Below are 17,639 nucleotides of genomic sequence, written 5' to 3' on the forward strand. Positions count from 1 at the left end.
GTGTCGGAAATTACAAATGAAGAATTGGACTCTTTTTGGGCTTTTCTCCAGAAAAAGTTTCAACAAGAATTTGCTGCTGTCAGTTATCAAACTTGGATTGAAAGTGCTCAGCCATTAAAATTAGAAAATCAAAAAATTTACATTGCCGTTCCTTCAGCTTTACATAAAGATTATTGGGAACGTAATATCAGCACTAAAGTTGTTGAGGCTGCTTACGAATATGGCAATCAAGAAATTGTGCCAGTGGTCCTTTTACAATCAGAAGTTAAAAAACAGACAATGCCAGCCACTCAAACTACTAATCAGCCTGCTTCTGCGCAAAAAACGCCCTTAGAAGCAGCCCATTTGAATAGTAAATATACTTTTGATTCTTTTGTTACCGGATCAGGAAATCAAATGGCTCATGCCGCTGCTTTGGTCGTTTCTGAAGAACCTGGAACCATGTATAATCCGTTATTTATTTACGGTGGCGTGGGTCTGGGCAAAACGCATTTAATGCAGGCCATTGGCCATCGGCTTTTAGATCGCAATCCGCAAGCTAACGTAAAATACATTTCCAGTGAATCTTTCGCTAATGATTTTATTAATTCTATTCAAAATCGTACTCAGGAAAATTTCCGCAATGAATACCGGACTGTAGACCTCCTATTAGTCGATGATATTCAGTTTTTTGCCGATAAAGAAGGCACTCAAGAGGAATTTTTCCATACTTTTAATACCCTTTATAATACTAAAAAACAAATTGTCTTAACTTCTGATCGTTTACCCAATGAAATTCCGAAGCTGCAAGAGCGTTTAGTATCACGGTTTAAATGGGGGCTTTCGGTCGATATTACAGCCCCGGATTTAGAGACACGGACAGCAATTTTAAGAAAAAAAGCCATCGCCGAAAATCTCGAAATTCCCGACGATGCCCTTTCTTATATTGCCAGTCAAATTGATAGTAATGTCCGCGAATTAGAGGGAGCTCTGGTTCGTGTACAAGCCTATTCCACAATGAACAATGCTGATATTACTATTAGTTTGGCTGCCGAAGCTTTAAAAGATCTGAAAGAATCTAAACACCAGGCCGGTTTGACAATTGACAAAATTCAAACGCAAGTAGCTAAATACTATAAAGTTACTGTCGAAGATCTCAAAGGAAAACGCCGGAACAAAACTATTGTCTTACCACGGCAAATTGCTATGTATTTAGCTCGTGAACTGACAGACAGCTCCTTACCGAAAATAGGGCAAGATTTTGGTGGTAAAGATCATACTACCGTACTGCATTCCTGCGATAAAATTGCTAATTTATTAGAAACCGACTTAACAATCCAGCATGATGTTACCAACCTCAAAGCTAGCCTCAAAAGTTAATGGGGAAAACTTTATAGTTATTAACGGTTTTTATTAACAGTTTATCCACAATTTAAAGTAGACTAAAACTAGTCCTGTAAGAGCAATTCACAGAATCAACAAGACCTACTACTATTACTACTAATATTATTATTAATAAATAAGGAGTTAAACTATGAAATTTACTATCAATCGTAATCAATTTATCAATCAAATTAATAATGTCCAACGCGCTATTTCTTCTAAAACCACCATTCCTATTCTGACAGGTATGAAATTAGTAGCAACCCAACAAGGTCTTATCGTCACCGGCAGTAATGTTGATATTTCTGTTCAAAATTTAATAGCACAGGATAATGAAGATAACGAGTTAGAAATTGCTTCATTAGGGGCCATAGTTTTACCAGCCCGCTTTTTTAACGAAATTATCAAAAAATTACCTGGAGAAAAATTTACCTTAGAAATTATTGAAAATAATCAAACTTTAATTACTTCCGGCAATTCAGAATTTACTCTTAATGGTTTGGATGCCAACAATTATCCGCATTTACCGGAAGTGGAAAATAACGATCAGCTAACTATTGCAGCCGAAATTTTACATCAATTGGTTAACGAAACAGTCTTTAGCGCCTCCACGCAGGAGAATCGTCCTATTTTAACCGGCTTACATCTAAAAATTACTGGCAATGAACTCTTAGCTGTGGCTACTGACAGTCATCGTTTAGCGCAAAGAAAGGTGACCATTAATAATCAAAGTCAAAATAATTATGATATTGTAATTCCGGCTAAAAGTTTAGTCGAATTGGTCCGCAGTTTTCGAGATAGTGAACAGGATGTCAAAATTTCTATTTCTGAAAATCAAATTTTATTTGAATTTGCGCAAACCTTATTTTATTCACGCTTGTTGGAAGGAAATTATCCGGCCACTGATCGGTTAATTCCGCAAGAATCTTCGACTCAACTGGAATTCGAAGCTAAAACTTTATTAGATTCAGTGGAAAGAGCTTCTTTATTAGCACATGCTGGTCGCAATAATGTTGTCCGCCTGGTAATCGAAAAGGCCACCAAAAAAGCTACCATCTACGGCAACTCTCCAGAAGTAGGGACTGTGGAAGAAGATTTACAACCATTATCGCTGACCGGAGAAGATTTGGAAATTGCATTCAATCCGGATTATTTGAAGGATGCTTTGCGGGCTTTAGGTGATACCAGACTCCGTTTAGAATTTACAGCTCCTTTGCATCCTTTTACTTTAAAACCGACCAGTGATATGGAAAACTTTATCCAATTAATTACTCCAGTTCGAACTTTTTAGGCTTTTTAAATTAGCGTAATCAAAATGGTGTCCTTTATAGGTACACCATTTTTTAGTTAAAACATTGTAAAAACGAAGAAAAGGAGTGTGGAATTTTGCGCTTAATAATTGCTGCTGGAGGCTAGTAATTTTTTTTAGTCTTTTTTAACCAAAATAGGTAAAATCTCTGAAATCGGCTATAATTGCGTTCTAACATAAAAAGCGCTATAATTAGTATTGTTGCAGACTTGAGAGTGGGATGATAATAGCGATGGAAATCAAAATACAAAAAAGTTATATTACTTTAACTCAAGCGTTAAAAGAGGCTGGAATTATCAGTACTGGCGGACAAGCTAAGTGGTATTTACAAGAAAATAAGGTGCTTGTAAACGGAACCCCGGAAAAACAGCGGGGAAAAAAGCTCTACCCCGGAGATAAAGTTCAGTTGGAATCACAACAAATTTTGCAGATTATCTAATGTATTTGCAGGCTCTTGCATTACGAAATTTTCGTAATTATGCTCATTTGAATTTGAAATTTTCACCGCAGACGAATATATTTCTGGGTCAAAATGCTCAAGGAAAGACTAATTTATTAGAAGCTATCTATGTTTTGGCTCTAGTGCGTTCACATCGGACTAATAATAACCAAGAGTTGATTAAATGGGGGCAGGATTTTGGTAAAATAACCGGACAAGTCCAACGCCAAGGCTCACATTTAACTCTGGAACTTTTGCTCAGGCAAGCAGGCAAAAAGGCTTCTTTAAACCATCTAGAACAAAAGAAGTTGTCCTCATATGTTGGTAAACTCAACGTTGTCTTATTTTCTCCGGAAAATTTAGACTTAGTTAAGGGTGCACCTAATATTCGACGACGCTTCATTGATATGGAATTGGGTCAGATTAATCGAGCTTACTTGGTCAATAGTTCCCGCTATCGCCAAGTCTTGAAGCAAAGAAATAATTATTTGAAGCAACTGCAAAAAAAACAAGTTCATGATGAAGTATATCTTGATGTCATTTCTGATCAACTAGCCGGTTATGGTGCGGCGGTAATTTTTGCCCGGCAGCATTTTTTACAGCAACTGCAGCAATTTTTGCAACCGTTACACTCACAAATTACTGGGGGTCAGGAACAAATTGTTCTCGATTATCAAACCGCGGTTAAGGAAAAAGAGTTGACCGTCGAAAAAATTTATCAAAATTTATTACAACAGCTGCAGCGACAAAAACAGCATGATATTTTCGTTGGTTCTACTAGCGTAGGACCGCATCGGGATGATTTTCATTTTTTAGTTAATGGTAATGATTTACAAAAGTTTGGCTCACAAGGCCAACAACGAACTGCGGTTCTCAGTTTGAAATTAGCGGAACTGGATTTTTTTCAAGAAGCTGTAGGTGATTATCCAATTTTATTATTGGATGATGTTTTATCCGAATTAGATCAATTTCGGCAAACCCATTTGTTGCAAACAATTCAAGATCGTATTCAAACCTTTATTACCACTACAAGTTTAGATAATGTTGATTTATCAGTTATTAGTGCACCTAAAATATTTACAATTAAGGCTGGAGGAATAATATGAGCGAGCATGATGTAGACGCATCAAAAGCAAAGGGTGAGACTTTAGCTCAACGAGCCCAAGAATATGACGCAAGTCAAATTCAAGTACTTTCAGGATTAGAAGCAGTGCGTAAGCGTCCGGGAATGTATATTGGATCTACAAGCGTGCAAGGATTGCATCATCTAGTCTGGGAAATTATTGATAACGGAATTGATGAAGCTTTAGCCGGTTTTGCGAATGAAATAAATGTTGAAGTCCAACCTGATAACAGTATAACCGTGACTGATAATGGTCGGGGAATTCCGGTAGATATTCAAGCGAAAACCGGTCGGCCGGCTTTAGAAACCGTGTTTAATGTTTTACATGCTGGCGGAAAATTCGGCGGTGGCGGCTATAAAGTTTCCGGTGGATTGCACGGTGTAGGAGCTTCTGTTGTTAATGCTTTGAGCACAAGCCTTGATGTGGAAGTACGACGCAATGGTCATCGTTATTATATGGATTTTACGCGTGGAAAAGTAAAAACTCCCATGAAAATTATTGGCGATGTTGATGCACATGAGCATGGAACTAAAGTTCATTTCAAACCGGATCCAGATATTTTTACTGAAACAACTGTTTATGATGATCATACTTTGGAGACACGGATTCGGGAACTAGCTTTTTTAAATAAAGGCTTGAAGTTAACTTTAACTGATAAACGCCAAGAAACCGCTGAAAAGAAAGAATTTCACTATGTCGGTGGTATTAAAAGCTATGTGGAATATTTGAATGAAAATAAAAATGTTATTTTTCCGGAACCAATTTATGTAGAAGGCATGCAAAATGGTATTACAGTCGAAGTAGCTCTGCAATATACGGATGATTTTCATTCTAATTTATTAACTTTTGCTAATAACATTCATACGTATGAAGGCGGAACTCATGAAGCTGGATTTAAGGCAGCTTTAACCCGGGTAATTAATGATTATGGTCATCGCAATAATCTTTTAAAGGAAAGTGAAAAACTTTCTGGAGATGATGTCCGTGAGGGAATGACGGCAGTTGTCAGCATTAAACATCCAGATCCGCAATTTGAAGGTCAAACTAAAACCAAATTAGGAAATTCTGATGCTCGAACCGTTACTGATCGGATGTTTTCAGAGCATTTTAATAAGTTTTTATTAGAAAATCCAAATGAAGCGCGGCAAATCGTGGAAAAAGGAATGTTGGCTTCGCGTGCGCGTGTGGCTGCTAGACGTGCCCGGGAAGTTACCAGGAAAAAGTCTGGTTTAGAGATTAGCAATTTACCGGGAAAACTGGCTGATAATACCAGCAAGGATCCGGAAATTTCTGAATTATTTATTGTCGAAGGTGACTCTGCCGGCGGTTCTGCTAAAGAAGGCCGTTCGCGTCTCACACAAGCGATTTTACCGATTAGAGGTAAAATTTTAAATGTTGAGAAAGCTTCCATGGATCGTATTTTGGCCAATGATGAAATTCGAACTTTGTTTACAGCTATGGGGACCGGTTTTGGTGAGGATTTTGATGTAACAAAGGCCCGTTATCATAAACTAATTATTATGACTGATGCTGATGTGGACGGGGCTCATATTCGTACTTTGTTGTTAACTTTAATTTATCGTTATATGCGTCCGATTTTAGATGCCGGCTATGTTTATATCGCTAAGCCGCCGCTTTATCAGGTACGTCAAGGTAAAATGATTCGTTATATAGATTCAGATGAAGAACTCAAAAATGTGATGGTGACTTTACAACCGAGTCCTAAACCGGTAATTCAGCGTTATAAAGGTTTAGGAGAAATGGATGCGGAACAGTTGTGGGATACGACTATGAATCCGGAAAACCGTCGGTTGGATCGAGTAAGTGGCGATGATGCAGCTGATGCTGATCGGGTATTCTCCATGTTGATGGGAGATAAAGTAGCACCGCGGCGGGCCTTTATTGAAAAAAATGCCCGCTATGCAGAATTAGATTTGTAATCTAGAAAGGAGCGGGTAAGTAAATGAGTGAGACTAATGATCACCGAATTCAAACGGTTGATTTAAGTAAAACAATGCGCAGTTCATTTCTAGATTATGCGATGAGTGTGATTGTAGCGCGGGCTTTGCCGGATGTACGTGATGGTTTAAAGCCGGTTCATCGTCGTATTTTGTATGGAATGAATGAATTAGGAGTAACACCTGATAAACCTTATAAAAAATCAGCCCGAATTGTGGGTGATGTTATGGGAAAATTTCACCCCCATGGTGATTCTGCGATCTATGAATCAATGGTCCGCATGGCCCAAAAATTTAGTTATCGCTATGTTTTGGTTGATGGCCACGGCAATTTTGGATCAGTTGACGGCGATTCAGCCGCTGCCATGCGTTATACTGAAGCGCGCATGAGTAAAATTGCGACAGAAATGTTGCGCGATATTAATAAAGATACTGTTGATTTTATGGAGAACTATGACGGTACGGAAAAAGAACCTAAAGTCTTGCCGGCACGTTTTCCTAATCTGTTAGTGAATGGTGCGACTGGTATTGCAGTCGGAATGACAACTAATATCCCGCCTCATAACTTACGTGAAGTAGTTGATGGGATTCATCTTTTGATGAAAAATCCTGAGATTACCACTGCAGAATTAATGCAAGCTATTCCCGGACCTGACTTTCCTACCGGCGGCGTAGTAATGGGTAAATCTGGAATTAAACGTGCTTATGAAACAGGCCAGGGAACTATTACTTTGCGGGCCAAAGTCGATATTGAAACTCAAAAAAATGGGCGCGAACGTATTATTGTTTCGGAATTGCCTTATATGGTTAATAAGGCCAAATTAATTGAAAGAATTGCCGAATTAGCCCGTGATCATCGAATTGAGGGCATTACTAATTTAATTGATGAATCCGATCGTACGGGAATGCGGATTACAATTGATATCCGACGGGATATGAGTGCCGAAGTGGTCTTAAATAATTTGTATAAGTTAACAGCTTTACAGACTTCTTTCGGTTTTAATATGGTAGCTATTGTCAATGGTGCACCGAAAGTTTTGTCGCTCAAAGAGATTTTACAATATTATTTAGAGCACCAAGAACAAGTGATTCGCCGCCGGACGGAATTTGATCTCCAAAAGGCGAAAAATCGGGCTCATATTTTAGAAGGTTTACGGATTGCGCTGGATCATATTGACGCTATTATTAATATTATTCGTAATTCTAAAACTGCAGAAATAGCCAAAAGTTCTTTAATAACTCAATTTGAATTATCTGATAAACAAGCCCAAGCCATTTTGGATATGCGTATGGTACGCTTAACAGGTTTAGAACGGGATAAAATTGAAGCTGAATATCAGGAATTAATAGCTAAAATTAAAGATTATCAAGATATTTTGGCTAAACCGCAACGAATTGATCAGATTATTTATGAAGAATTAGTAGAAATTAAAGATAAGTATGGTGACAAGCGGCGGACAGAATTATTAGTAGGTGAGGTTTTAAGCTTAGAAGATGAAGACCTCATTGAAGAAGAGAATGTGCTCGTAGTATTAACTCATAATGGATATATTAAAAGATTGGCCGCTGATGAGTTTAAAGTGCAAAATCGTGGTGGCCGCGGTATTAAGGGCATGGGCGTAAATAATGATGACTTTATTGAACACTTGATTTATACGTCCACACATGATGATTTACTTTTCTTTACTAATTCTGGAAAAATTTATCATTCTAAAGGTTACGAAATACCGGAATACGGCCGCAGTGCTAAAGGAATTCCTATTATTAATCTTTTAGGAATTGATAATGATGAACGGGTACAAGCGGTAGTGCATATTAAACGTAATCCAGAGCAGGAGTCCTCTTTAGCAAAATATCTGTTTTTTGTCACCCGCCTAGGTACGGTAAAACGTACTAAATTAGAAGAATTTCAAAATATTCGCAAAAATGGGTTGCGGGCAATAACTTTAAAAGCCGATGATTCTTTGGACAATGTCTTGCTCACCGATGGTCAGCAAAATATTTTAATTGGAACACATTTGGGTTATGCAGTTACCTTTAAAGAAACTGAAGTGCGAGTTATGGGACGAACTGCTGCCGGCGTGCGGGGAATTCGTTTACGTGATCAGGATTATGTTGTCGGTTCTGATATTTTAGCAGCACAAAGTGAAGTCCTGGTAATTTCCGAGCAAGGTTATGGCAAACGGACTGCCGCTAGTGAGTATCCAATTAAGGGTCGTGGCGGCAAAGGTATTAAAACTGCTAATATTACTGCTAAAAATGGACCTTTGGCCGGTATTACCACGGTGAAAGGCGACGAAGATATTATGGTTATTACCAGTAATGGTGTCATGATCAGATTTGAAGTGGCCAATGTATCTCAAACTAAACGCGCAACAATGGGTGTACGTTTGATCAAGATAAATGATGCCGAACAGGTTTCTACTATGGCTAAAGTTGATCATGAACAAAATGATAGTGCAGAAAAAGAATAATTAAAGCTTTTTGCCTAATTTAAAGTGTGCGGAAAATAATTATGGCAAAAAGCTTTTTATCTGGATATTTTTCTAAAAAAATGCTAAACTTACAGCTTGTGAGTATTAAACTTAAGAGAAGTTAAATACTCCTTGAAAATGATACTTTAGTCATTTTCCATTAGTCCAAAAGGAGGTGCAATTATGGCTCAAGTGCATTATGAAATCACTTATATCATTAAGCCTGACATTGCTGAAGAAGATAAAAAAGCTTTAATTGAACGTTTTGATAAGGTGCTGAAGGATAACGGCGCAGAAGTCGTTGATTCTAAGGACTGGCAAAAACGGCGTTTTGCTTATGAAATCGGCGGTTATAATGAAGGTACCTACCACATTATTAATGTCAAAGTTTCTGAGCAAACTGCTATCAATGAATTTGATCGTCTTGCTAAGATTGATGATAGTATTCTTCGTCATATGATTATTAGACGCGAAGACTAGTTGTTTCATGTGAAACAATTTGAGGGAGAATTAATAAATGATTAATAGAAGTGTGTTAGTGGGCAGATTAACTCGTGATGTTGATTTACGCTATACTGCTAATGGAACTGCAGTGGCAACTTTTACAGTGGCCGTGAACCGGCAATTTACCAATGCTAATGGAGAACGGGAAGCAGATTTTATTAATTGCGTAATTTGGCGTAAAGCTGCAGAAAATTTTTCTAATTTTACGCATAAAGGTTCTCTGGTGGGAATTGATGGCCGGATTCAGACCCGTAATTATGAAAATCAACAGGGGCAACGTGTCTATGTAACTGAAGTAGTAGTAGAAAATTTTGCTTTATTAGAGCCGAAATCTGCTAACAACAACCATCCTTCTCAAAATAATAATATCCCGAATAATAATCATTCCAATGGACCGGCTCAGCCAGCAGCTAATAATACTGTTGCTAATGAGGATCCATTTGCTGATAATACCCAGTCAATTGATATTTCTGATGATGATTTACCATTTTAATATTACAGATAATGTGCTGTTTTAGTTAGGAAAGGAGAATAAGTTATGCCACAACAACGTCGTGGTGGTCGTCGCCGCCGTAAAGTTGATTTTATCGCTGCCAACCATATTGATTATATAGATTATAAAGATACAGATTTATTGAAACGCTTTATTTCCGAACGAGGTAAAATTTTACCTCGCCGTGTTACCGGAACTGGTGCTAAAAATCAACGTCGGTTAACAATTGCAATTAAACGGGCTCGTATCATGGGTCTTTTACCTTTTGTTGCTGAAGACTAATAAAGCTTAAAAAGATAGGTCCGCCAAATGGCGGGCTTTTTTCGCTTATCATGATAAATATGTTAAAATGAAAGCATGTTCCATTAAAAAAAGAGGAGACTATGGATAAGAATAAAATGGCCAATAGAAGCATTTGGGCTTGGAGTTGGCCGTTAAAATTAAGCTTATTAGTTGTTGTAGTTTTAGCTATTTTATTAATAATTATTAGTTTTGCCGTTCGTCCGTTGCTAGCTCTGGGAGAGATTTTGGTACTAGGTGTAACTGTCGGAATTTTTTATTTTGCTTTTACAAAACTGGAAAAGCAAACGGCAAAATATTTGGATGATCTCTCTTTTCGAGAAGATCGCGGTGAACAAGAAGCTTTAATTAATATTCCGATTGGTTTATTGCTTTATAGTAATAATGAGGAACATACAGTCCAATGGGTAAATCCCAAATTACAAAATTATTTTGGAAAGCAAGACTTAATTGGAAAAGACTTAGCAGCCATTGATCCGCAATTGGAGCAGCTCATTCAAGCACAAAATCAAACTCAGGCTTCTGACAATATTCGTATCATCAATATTAATCAGACAAGTTTTCGTGCTTATGTTCAAGTAGATTTACGGGTCATTTACTTGTTAGATGTTACTGTTTATATGCAAATTCAAAAGCAATATGAAGCTGAAAAAATTGCTATTGGTCAAATTTTTTTAGATAACTACGATGAGGTTACTCAGACTATTGATGATCGTGAACAATCTAATTTAATTAATTATATTACTAATCAGTTAACTGACTGGGCTAAAAATAATGCGATGTTCATCAAACGTGTTAGTGATGATCAATTTATTGTGATTGCTTACGTGCACTCATTAAAACAGATTGAAGAGGATAAATTTGCTATTCTGGATAAAATTCGTCGTGATACTTCTAAAAAGAATTATCCTTTAACTTTGAGCATGGGTTTTGCCTACGGGAAAGATGATTTAGGAGAATTAGCCCGTGATGCGCAAAAGAATTTGGATTTGGCTTTAGGTCGCGGTGGCGATCAGGCAGTTGTGAAAAAAGTGGATGAGCGGGCGCGTTTTTATGGCGGAAATACGAACCCTATGGAAAAAAGAACACGTGTTCGGGCACGAATGATTAGCCAAGCGTTAAGAGAATTATTTAATCAAACTAAAGATGTTTATGTAATGGGACATGCTAATCCGGATATGGACGCTTTGGGGTCTTGTTTGGGAATTCATCGGATTGCCCAGATGAATCATAAGAAATGTCATATTGTGGTCGAAAGGCGCAATATTCATACTGATATTGGGCGTCTATTAAAATTGATTGATCAAGATGATGACTTGCAGGCTGATATTATTTCTCCAGCTACCGCTTTGGAACAAGCAGCTAGTGAAAGTATGCTAATTTTAGTTGATACTTCTAAGCCTTCTATTTCCATGAGTCCACAACTATGCCAAAAGTTGGCCGATCATATAGTGGTTATTGATCATCATCGCCGTGGTGAAGAATTTCCTGCCAATCCTTTGTTAACTTATATTGAGCCTTATGCTTCTTCAGCCTGTGAATTGATTACGGAAATGCTGGAATATCAGCCACAATCCAGTGCTTCTTTGAACCGCTTAGAAGCAACAGCCATGTTAGCCGGAATTTCGGTGGATACCCATTCTTTCACTATGCGGGCGGGAACACGAACTTTTGATGCTGCCAGTTATTTACGCTCCATGGGGGCAGATGGGACTTTGGTCCAAAATCTGCTCAAAGAAAATGTTGATTCTTATATTCAACGTAGTCACTTAATCGATACCGTAGAAATGATTACGCCACATATTGCTTTATGTACCGGAGAAGAAGAACAAAATTATGATTCGGTTATTGCGGCCCAAGCCGCTGATACTTTACTATCTTTGAATAATATTGAAGCTTCCTTTGTAATTACTAAGCGTAGTGACGGTAAAATTGCTATTTCTGCTCGTAGTTTGGGTGATTTTAATGTTCAATTGATTATGGAAGAAATGGGCGGCGGCGGTCATTTGTCTAATGCCGCCACACAATTAACAGATATAACTATTGCGCAAGCTAAAAAACAATTGATTGCAATTATTCAGCAAAAAGTGGAAAATAAAAGTACAGTAACAGCCAGTGATGATAAGAAATAGGAGGTTATTATGCGAGTAATCTTTACTCAAGATGTACGAGGTCGTGGCAAGCGCGGCGAAGTTAAAGAAGTAGCTGATGGTTATGCCCAAAATTTTTTGATTAAAAATGGCAAAGCTAAAAAGGCAACCGCTGCCGCACTACGGGCTTTAAATGCACAAAAAGCAGCAGAACAACGGGAAAAAGATGAAGAATATGCTAATGCAGAAATGATTAAGAATTTTTTAGAAAAAGATGACACAGTGGTTGAACTGCATTCTAAAGCCGGAACTGATAGTCGCTTATTTGGTTCTATTCCTAGCAAACAGATTACAACAGCTTTAGCGCAACAATATAATCTTGAAATCGATAAACGCAAATTAGTTTTACCAGAACCGATTAAAGTTCTTGGTTACACTAATGTCCCGGTCAAATTATTTCCTGGTGTAGAAGCAAAAATTCGGGTTCATGTCACTGAAAAATAACAATCTTAATTTTATTAGATAACCGCGTGATGAAAGTGAAACTTTCACTGCGCTTTTTTTATTGGGTAAAGTTGCTAAAATCTTTGTATAATTAAGAAGAAGAACTAATTATTTATCCCTGGATAAGGAGTCATTGAGATTGTTCAATTTACTGATTTTATTAGCCGAGCGTTTGGGTTTTATTATGATTTTAGCTTTTTTATTGGTTAATACGAGTTTTTTTCGTAATTTAATTAAAAAAAGAACCCACAAATCGCAATTTTGGCTAGTTGTAATTTTTTCTATTTTTGTGATTATCTCGAATTTAACAGGGGTAGAAATTACTAATTCCAAAGAAGTAATAATGCCCATTATTATTACTAAACTATCGCAGTCTTATTCTATAGCTAATACGAGAACTTTAGTAATTACTACTGCTAGTTTGACTGGTGGAGCCGGAGTTGGAATGCTGGTAGGATTGATAGGGGGGTTGCATCGGTTTATTTTTAGTAATTTTTCTGATTCTTTTTACATAATCAGCTCAGTTTTGATTGGCTTTTTAGTAGGCAAAATTGGTGATCGTGTGCGTGGCAAACAACTGTACCCGGATATTTTTTGGGTAGGTATTTTAGGATTGGCGGCGGAATTGATTCAAATGACCTTTATCGGTATATTTAGAGGTTTTGATTTGGTAAAATTAATTATTATTCCAATGGGATTATTAAATACAGTTGGTTCTTGTTTGTTTATTGAAATTTTAAAGACTTATATGTCCAATGAGCGCCAATTACGGGCAGTTCAGACTAAGGATGTTTTAGAATTAACTAATAAAACCCTGCCTTATTTTCGGAAGGGATTAGATCTAAATTCCGCCAAACATGTCTGCGAAATTATTAAAAAATATACCAATTTTGATGCAGTAGGAATTACTGATAAAGTCAACGTCTTAGCACATGTAGGCGCTGGAGCGGATCATCATATTGCTACTGAACCGGTTTTAACTGATCTTTCCAAAACAGTTATTTTAACTGGTAAAAAGCGTCTCGCTTATTCCAAGGGAGAAATTGGGTGTCCTCATGCTAATTGTCCATTAGCGGCAGCTATTGTGGTGCCGTTACAAGTTAATCAACAAACTATTGGTGCTTTGAAAGTTTATTTCACAGATCCAGAAAAGTTGACCGTGGTCGAAAAGAACTTAGTTGATGGTTTAGGTACAATTTTTTCTGGGCAATTGGCCATTGGTATTGCTGAAGAACAATCTTCGCTGATTAAAGAGGCAGAAATTCGAGCTTTGCAGGGACAAATCAGCCCCCATTTTTTCTTTAATGCTTTGAATACTATTGCTGCTTTGATGCGGGTTGATGTCGAAAAAGCACGGATGGCGGTAATGCAGTTAAGTGTCTTTTTTCGCTCCAGTTTAAAAAATGGGCAAGAAAAAGAAGTGAGTTTAAAAAATGAGAAAGAACATGTTGACGCCTATATGAATTTAGAAAACCTGCGGTTTCCGGATCGTTTTCACTTAGAATATCAAATTGAAGTTTCACCGCAGGTTTTAATTCCAGCCTTTTGTCTGCAGATTTTTGTAGAAAATGCGGTGCATCATGCATTTAAAGGCCAAAAGGGTGGCAAAAAGATTTTTTTAACAATTAAAGCCTATAATCATGACTATTTTCAAATTAGTGTTCAAGATAAGGGCATGGGAATTAAACAACAGATCCTGTCACAGCTTTTAAAGAAGCCGATTAAGCAAACCAACGGTACTGGAACTGCTCTTTATAATTTGAATCGCCGCCTGATAGGACTTTATGGTAGTATTAGTCAGATTAAAATTAATTCCAGTCATCAAGGTACTAGTTTTACTGTTTTAATCCCCTGGCAGTTTGAAAAGGAGGAATTGTCATCATGAAAATTTTAGTTGTTGACGATGAAAAATTAGCGCGCTCAGAATTAACTTATTTGATTGAACAAAGTCCCCGTTTAAAAGACTACCAATTGGAAATCTTTCAAAGTGAAGACATTAACCATGGTTTGGAGATTTTAATTAAAGAACAAATAGATATTATTTTTTTGGATATTTCTTTAAATGACGAAAATGGCTTTGATTTAGCCCAGCAATTATATAAATTACCCAAAGCACCGTTACTTATTTTTGCCACTGCTTTTGATGAATTCGCAGTTAAAGCCTTTAATGTAGATGCAGTAGATTATATTTTAAAACCCTTTGAACAAAAACGTGTTGATCAGGCTTTAGGCAAAGCGATCCGGGCCTTAGGTGAAAAAAAGGCTGCTGCCCAAAAGCCGTTAAAAAATCTTTTAGCCATTGAACTGGATGATCGTGACGTTGTGATTAAAAAAGATAATCTCATCTCCGCCACTGTTAATAACGGTATTTTGACAATTACTACGAAAACCAACCGCTATCAAACCAAAAATACCCTCAGTTGGATCAAAAGTCGGTTAACAGAGGCTAACTTTGTTCAAGTACACCGTAATTCTTTGGTTAATTTGGAAGCTGTCAAAGAAGTTCAGCCCTGGTTTAACCATACAACTATTTTAGTTATGAATAATAATGATAAGATTCATGTGGGTCGCTCTTATCAAAAAGATTTAAAGCAACGATTAGAAGTTTAGAAATGTAATTGAGCAGCTTTTTTTGGTAGTTAAGCAAGCGATTATTGCAACTAAGACTTTAAATGACCGCAAACTAATTATTTACTTTAAAATGAAAGCGATTAAAGAATTCTCTAAGGAGGAAGAAATAATGGATAAAACAAAAGAAAGTGCAAAAGATGCACCACTGTTGATTCAAATGTTAATTTATGCAGCAATTTTATTTGTATCACAGTTTATTTCAGATTCAATGCCGAAATCTTTTCCTTTGCCGACTCCCGTAATCGGTTTGGTACTTTTATACCTATTACTTACTTTCAAGATTATTAAAGTAGAATGGGTAGATTCCTTTGGAGCAGCAATGATTGGTTTGATTGGCTTTTTGTTTGTTCCGTCAGGTATTTCATTAGCTGGTAATCTTAAAATCATGCGGGAAGAAGGAGTGCAATTAGTTATTGTTATTTTAATTGCAACAATAATCTTATTGGTAGTAACAGCTTACACTACCCGGATTCTGAATTGGGTTAAAAATAAAATAACTCATCAAGATATGACAGTCACTGACGATAATTCAGTTTCTAAAGGGGGAAAATAGGTCATGCATTTTTTATCTAATCCGTTATTTGGAGTATTTTTGTCATTAGTGGTTTATGAAATTGGAGAATATCTTTTTAAAAAGACTAAGGGCTTCTTTTTAACACAGCCTTTGTTTGTAGCGATGGTTTTGGGCATTATCGTTTTGGTTATTATGGCGAAGATGTTCCACGTCACAACAGCTCAGATGTATACGCAGGCTTATAAACCTGGTGGCGATCTGATTTTCTGGTTCTTAAATCCTGCTACCATTGCTTTTGCGGTTCCTCTATATAAACGTAATGACGTCTTTAAAAAGAATTGGGTAGTTATTTTCTTCGGTTTGTTAATTGGTACTTTTATTTCCCTATTTGCAATTACCGGAGTTGCAAAACTGATTCGTTTGAGCAGAGTTGGTGTTGCTTCGATGCTTAGTCAATCAGCTACTACCGCGATTGCTTTACCGTTATCCGCTGGTGTTGGTGGTAACCCGGCTGTTACCGCGATGGCCTGCATTTTGAATGCTGTTATCATTTATGCTTTAGGTAAATATTTAGTTAAATGGTTCCGGTTGGAATCAGATCCTGTTGGTGAAGGTTTAGGTTTGGGTACTGCCGGCCACACCGTAGGTTCAGCCTTTGCTTTACAATTAGGATCCGTTCAAGGTGCGATGGCAGCTGTTTCGGTTGTTTTAATCGGAGTTATCGATAATTTAGCCGTTCCAGTATTTGCTAGTTTTATGGGCCTTTAATTCCTAATTAAATTTAAAAATTAATTAGAGCGATATCAGGATAATTTGCCGATATCGCTTTTTTGTATAATTGTTTTAATTACAGTTAATGTTAGATGAATGAGAAAGAAATATGAAAATTAAACAGCGATTATATCTGGACCTGGCTTCTATGTTAAAATTAAGCATAGTCGAAATGGGAGATTTAGGGAATGAATAATGATCTTATTCAAAGAGTGCCGCCGAACAACAAAGAAGCCGAGCAGTCAGTTTTAGGCTCAATTTTATTGCGGCCAGAAGCACTGATTGAAGCCTTAGAATATGTTACGGCAGATTCTTTTTATCAGCATGCCCATCAATTGATTTTTACAGCCATGATGGAACTGAATGAGGCTGATCAAGGGATTGATGTCGTAACAGTTAAAAATACTTTAGATGATAAGAATCAATTAGACGATATTGGCGGAGTGAGCTATTTAGCTGATTTGGCAAGTATTGTACCCACAGCAGCCAATGTAGTCTACTATGCAAAAATTGTAGCTGACAAGGCTTTATTACGCCGTTTAATTACCACTGCTACTGATATCGTAGCTCAGAGCTATGAAGACCAAGATAATGACGTTAATAGCATTTTAGATGCTGCTGAGCGCCAAATTATGAATGTGGGAGAAGACCAAGCGGGTAATGGTTTTAAAAAGATTAGCGACGTTTTAAATGCTACTATTGAAGATATTGATCAACGAGCTCAGGAAGATTCCAGTGTCACCGGTTTGTCAACTGGATATGCAGAATTAGATAAAGTAACAGCGGGCTTACATCCGGATGAATTAGTTATTTTAGCAGCGCGTCCAGGAGTGGGGAAAACAGCCTTTGCCTTGAATGTTGCGGAAAATGTTGCTGTGCATACGCCGACGACCGTCGCGATTTTTAGTTTAGAAATGGGAGCGGAACAATTAGCTAGTCGTTTGTTATGCGCTCAAGGAAGTATTGATGCTAACGATTTACGGACCGGCAATTTGAACGATGAAGAATGGAAAAATTTAGTCGTAGCTACCGGAATCTTATCGCGGACTTCTATTTATATTGATGATACGCCTGGAATTAAGATGGCAGAAATTCGGGCTAAATGCCGACGGTTAGCTAAAGAAACGGGTAATTTAGGATTAATTATTGTTGATTATCTGCAGCTG

Annotated in this window: 16 protein-coding genes; all 16 read left to right on the forward strand. The window is 37.2% G+C overall.

Annotated features, from left to right (window positions below; genetic code table 11):
* Nucleotides 1-9 precede the first annotated feature (9 nt).
* Nucleotides 10-1,359, forward strand: coding sequence for a chromosomal replication initiator protein DnaA (gene dnaA, locus JG29_RS00005; protein ID WP_045922658.1), 1,350 nt, complete (start codon nt 10-12; stop codon nt 1,357-1,359).
* A 154-nt stretch (nt 1,360-1,513) separates the two neighbouring features.
* The gene (gene dnaN / locus JG29_RS00010; RefSeq protein ID WP_045921937.1) at nt 1,514-2,653 is read left to right on the forward strand and encodes a DNA polymerase III subunit beta; all 1,140 of its coding nucleotides are present in this window, start codon (nt 1,514-1,516) and stop codon (nt 2,651-2,653) included.
* A gap of 250 nt (nt 2,654-2,903) precedes the next feature.
* On the forward strand, nt 2,904-3,110 hold the full coding sequence (yaaA, locus tag JG29_RS00015) for a S4 domain-containing protein YaaA (protein ID WP_045921938.1): 207 nt from the start codon (nt 2,904-2,906) through the stop codon (nt 3,108-3,110).
* On the forward strand, nt 3,110-4,216 hold the full coding sequence (recF, locus tag JG29_RS00020; protein ID WP_045921939.1) for a DNA replication/repair protein RecF: 1,107 nt from the start codon (nt 3,110-3,112) through the stop codon (nt 4,214-4,216). The genes yaaA and recF overlap by 1 nt, the downstream gene beginning before the upstream one ends.
* Nucleotides 4,213-6,174, forward strand: a complete 1,962-nt coding sequence (gene gyrB, locus JG29_RS00025) for a DNA topoisomerase (ATP-hydrolyzing) subunit B (protein ID WP_045921940.1) — start codon at nt 4,213-4,215, stop codon at nt 6,172-6,174. The genes recF and gyrB overlap by 4 nt, the downstream gene beginning before the upstream one ends.
* A 23-nt stretch (nt 6,175-6,197) precedes the next feature.
* Nucleotides 6,198-8,666 carry a DNA gyrase subunit A gene (gene gyrA / locus JG29_RS00030; protein WP_045921941.1) on the forward strand — a complete coding sequence of 823 codons (2,469 nt, stop codon included), beginning with the start codon at nt 6,198-6,200 and terminating at the stop codon, nt 8,664-8,666.
* Nucleotides 8,667-8,849: 183 nt separating this feature from the next.
* Nucleotides 8,850-9,146, forward strand: a complete 297-nt coding sequence (rpsF, locus tag JG29_RS00035; RefSeq protein ID WP_045921942.1) for a 30S ribosomal protein S6 — start codon at nt 8,850-8,852, stop codon at nt 9,144-9,146.
* Nucleotides 9,147-9,183: 37 nt separating this feature from the next.
* Complete coding sequence (gene ssb / locus JG29_RS00040) at nt 9,184-9,663, forward strand: single-stranded DNA-binding protein (protein ID WP_045921943.1); 480 nt, start codon at nt 9,184-9,186, stop codon at nt 9,661-9,663.
* 45 nt (nt 9,664-9,708) lie between these two features.
* Nucleotides 9,709-9,945, forward strand: a complete 237-nt coding sequence (gene rpsR, locus JG29_RS00045; RefSeq protein WP_045921944.1) for a 30S ribosomal protein S18 — start codon at nt 9,709-9,711, stop codon at nt 9,943-9,945.
* A 101-nt stretch (nt 9,946-10,046) separates the two neighbouring features.
* Nucleotides 10,047-12,095: a DHH family phosphoesterase gene (locus JG29_RS00050; protein WP_045921945.1), complete on the forward strand. Its 2,049-nt coding sequence runs from the start codon at nt 10,047-10,049 to the stop codon at nt 12,093-12,095.
* Between the two features lie 9 nt (nt 12,096-12,104).
* Entirely contained in the window at nt 12,105-12,557 is a 453-nt protein-coding gene (gene rplI / locus JG29_RS00055) for a 50S ribosomal protein L9 (protein WP_045921946.1), read from the forward strand.
* 184 nt (nt 12,558-12,741) lie between these two features.
* Nucleotides 12,742-14,442, forward strand: a complete 1,701-nt coding sequence (locus JG29_RS00060; protein WP_045922659.1) for a LytS/YhcK type 5TM receptor domain-containing protein — start codon at nt 12,742-12,744, stop codon at nt 14,440-14,442.
* The gene (locus tag JG29_RS00065; RefSeq protein WP_045921947.1) at nt 14,439-15,167 is read left to right on the forward strand and encodes a LytTR family transcriptional regulator DNA-binding domain-containing protein; all 729 of its coding nucleotides are present in this window, start codon (nt 14,439-14,441) and stop codon (nt 15,165-15,167) included. Before JG29_RS00060 ends, JG29_RS00065 begins: the two co-directional genes overlap by 4 nt.
* Nucleotides 15,168-15,297: 130 nt before the next feature.
* The gene (locus tag JG29_RS00070; RefSeq protein ID WP_084232449.1) at nt 15,298-15,741 is read left to right on the forward strand and encodes a CidA/LrgA family protein; all 444 of its coding nucleotides are present in this window, start codon (nt 15,298-15,300) and stop codon (nt 15,739-15,741) included.
* A 3-nt stretch (nt 15,742-15,744) separates the two neighbouring features.
* Entirely contained in the window at nt 15,745-16,470 is a 726-nt protein-coding gene (locus JG29_RS00075; RefSeq protein ID WP_045921948.1) for an LrgB family protein, read from the forward strand.
* Between the two features lie 191 nt (nt 16,471-16,661).
* A partial coding sequence (locus JG29_RS00080) for a DnaB-like helicase C-terminal domain-containing protein (RefSeq protein ID WP_045921949.1) occupies nt 16,662-17,639 on the forward strand: 978 nt, incomplete at its 3' end.

Source organism: Bombilactobacillus mellis, assembly GCF_000967245.1.
In the GTDB taxonomy this organism is placed as follows: domain Bacteria; phylum Bacillota; class Bacilli; order Lactobacillales; family Lactobacillaceae; genus Bombilactobacillus; species Bombilactobacillus mellis.

Excerpts from the sequence above, each read along its gene's own strand:
- JG29_RS00050 (WP_045921945.1), top strand. The coding sequence starts at position 10,047 with ATGGATAAGAATAAAATGGCCAATAGAAGCATTTGGGCTTGGAGTTGG.
- rpsF (WP_045921942.1), top strand. The coding sequence starts at position 8,850 with ATGGCTCAAGTGCATTATGAAATCACTTATATCATTAAGCCTGACATT.
- gyrB (WP_045921940.1), top strand. The coding sequence starts at position 4,213 with ATGAGCGAGCATGATGTAGACGCATCAAAAGCAAAGGGTGAGACTTTA.
- recF (WP_045921939.1), top strand. The coding sequence starts at position 3,110 with ATGTATTTGCAGGCTCTTGCATTACGAAATTTTCGTAATTATGCTCAT.
- ssb (WP_045921943.1), top strand. The coding sequence starts at position 9,184 with ATGATTAATAGAAGTGTGTTAGTGGGCAGATTAACTCGTGATGTTGAT.
- rpsR (WP_045921944.1), top strand. The coding sequence starts at position 9,709 with ATGCCACAACAACGTCGTGGTGGTCGTCGCCGCCGTAAAGTTGATTTT.
- JG29_RS00075 (WP_045921948.1), top strand. The coding sequence starts at position 15,745 with ATGCATTTTTTATCTAATCCGTTATTTGGAGTATTTTTGTCATTAGTG.
- yaaA (WP_045921938.1), top strand. The coding sequence starts at position 2,904 with ATGGAAATCAAAATACAAAAAAGTTATATTACTTTAACTCAAGCGTTA.
- gyrA (WP_045921941.1), top strand. The coding sequence starts at position 6,198 with ATGAGTGAGACTAATGATCACCGAATTCAAACGGTTGATTTAAGTAAA.
- JG29_RS00070 (WP_084232449.1), top strand. The coding sequence starts at position 15,298 with ATGGATAAAACAAAAGAAAGTGCAAAAGATGCACCACTGTTGATTCAA.
- JG29_RS00060 (WP_045922659.1), top strand. The coding sequence starts at position 12,742 with ATGATTTTAGCTTTTTTATTGGTTAATACGAGTTTTTTTCGTAATTTA.
- dnaN (WP_045921937.1), top strand. The coding sequence starts at position 1,514 with ATGAAATTTACTATCAATCGTAATCAATTTATCAATCAAATTAATAAT.
- rplI (WP_045921946.1), top strand. The coding sequence starts at position 12,105 with ATGCGAGTAATCTTTACTCAAGATGTACGAGGTCGTGGCAAGCGCGGC.
- JG29_RS00065 (WP_045921947.1), top strand. The coding sequence starts at position 14,439 with ATGAAAATTTTAGTTGTTGACGATGAAAAATTAGCGCGCTCAGAATTA.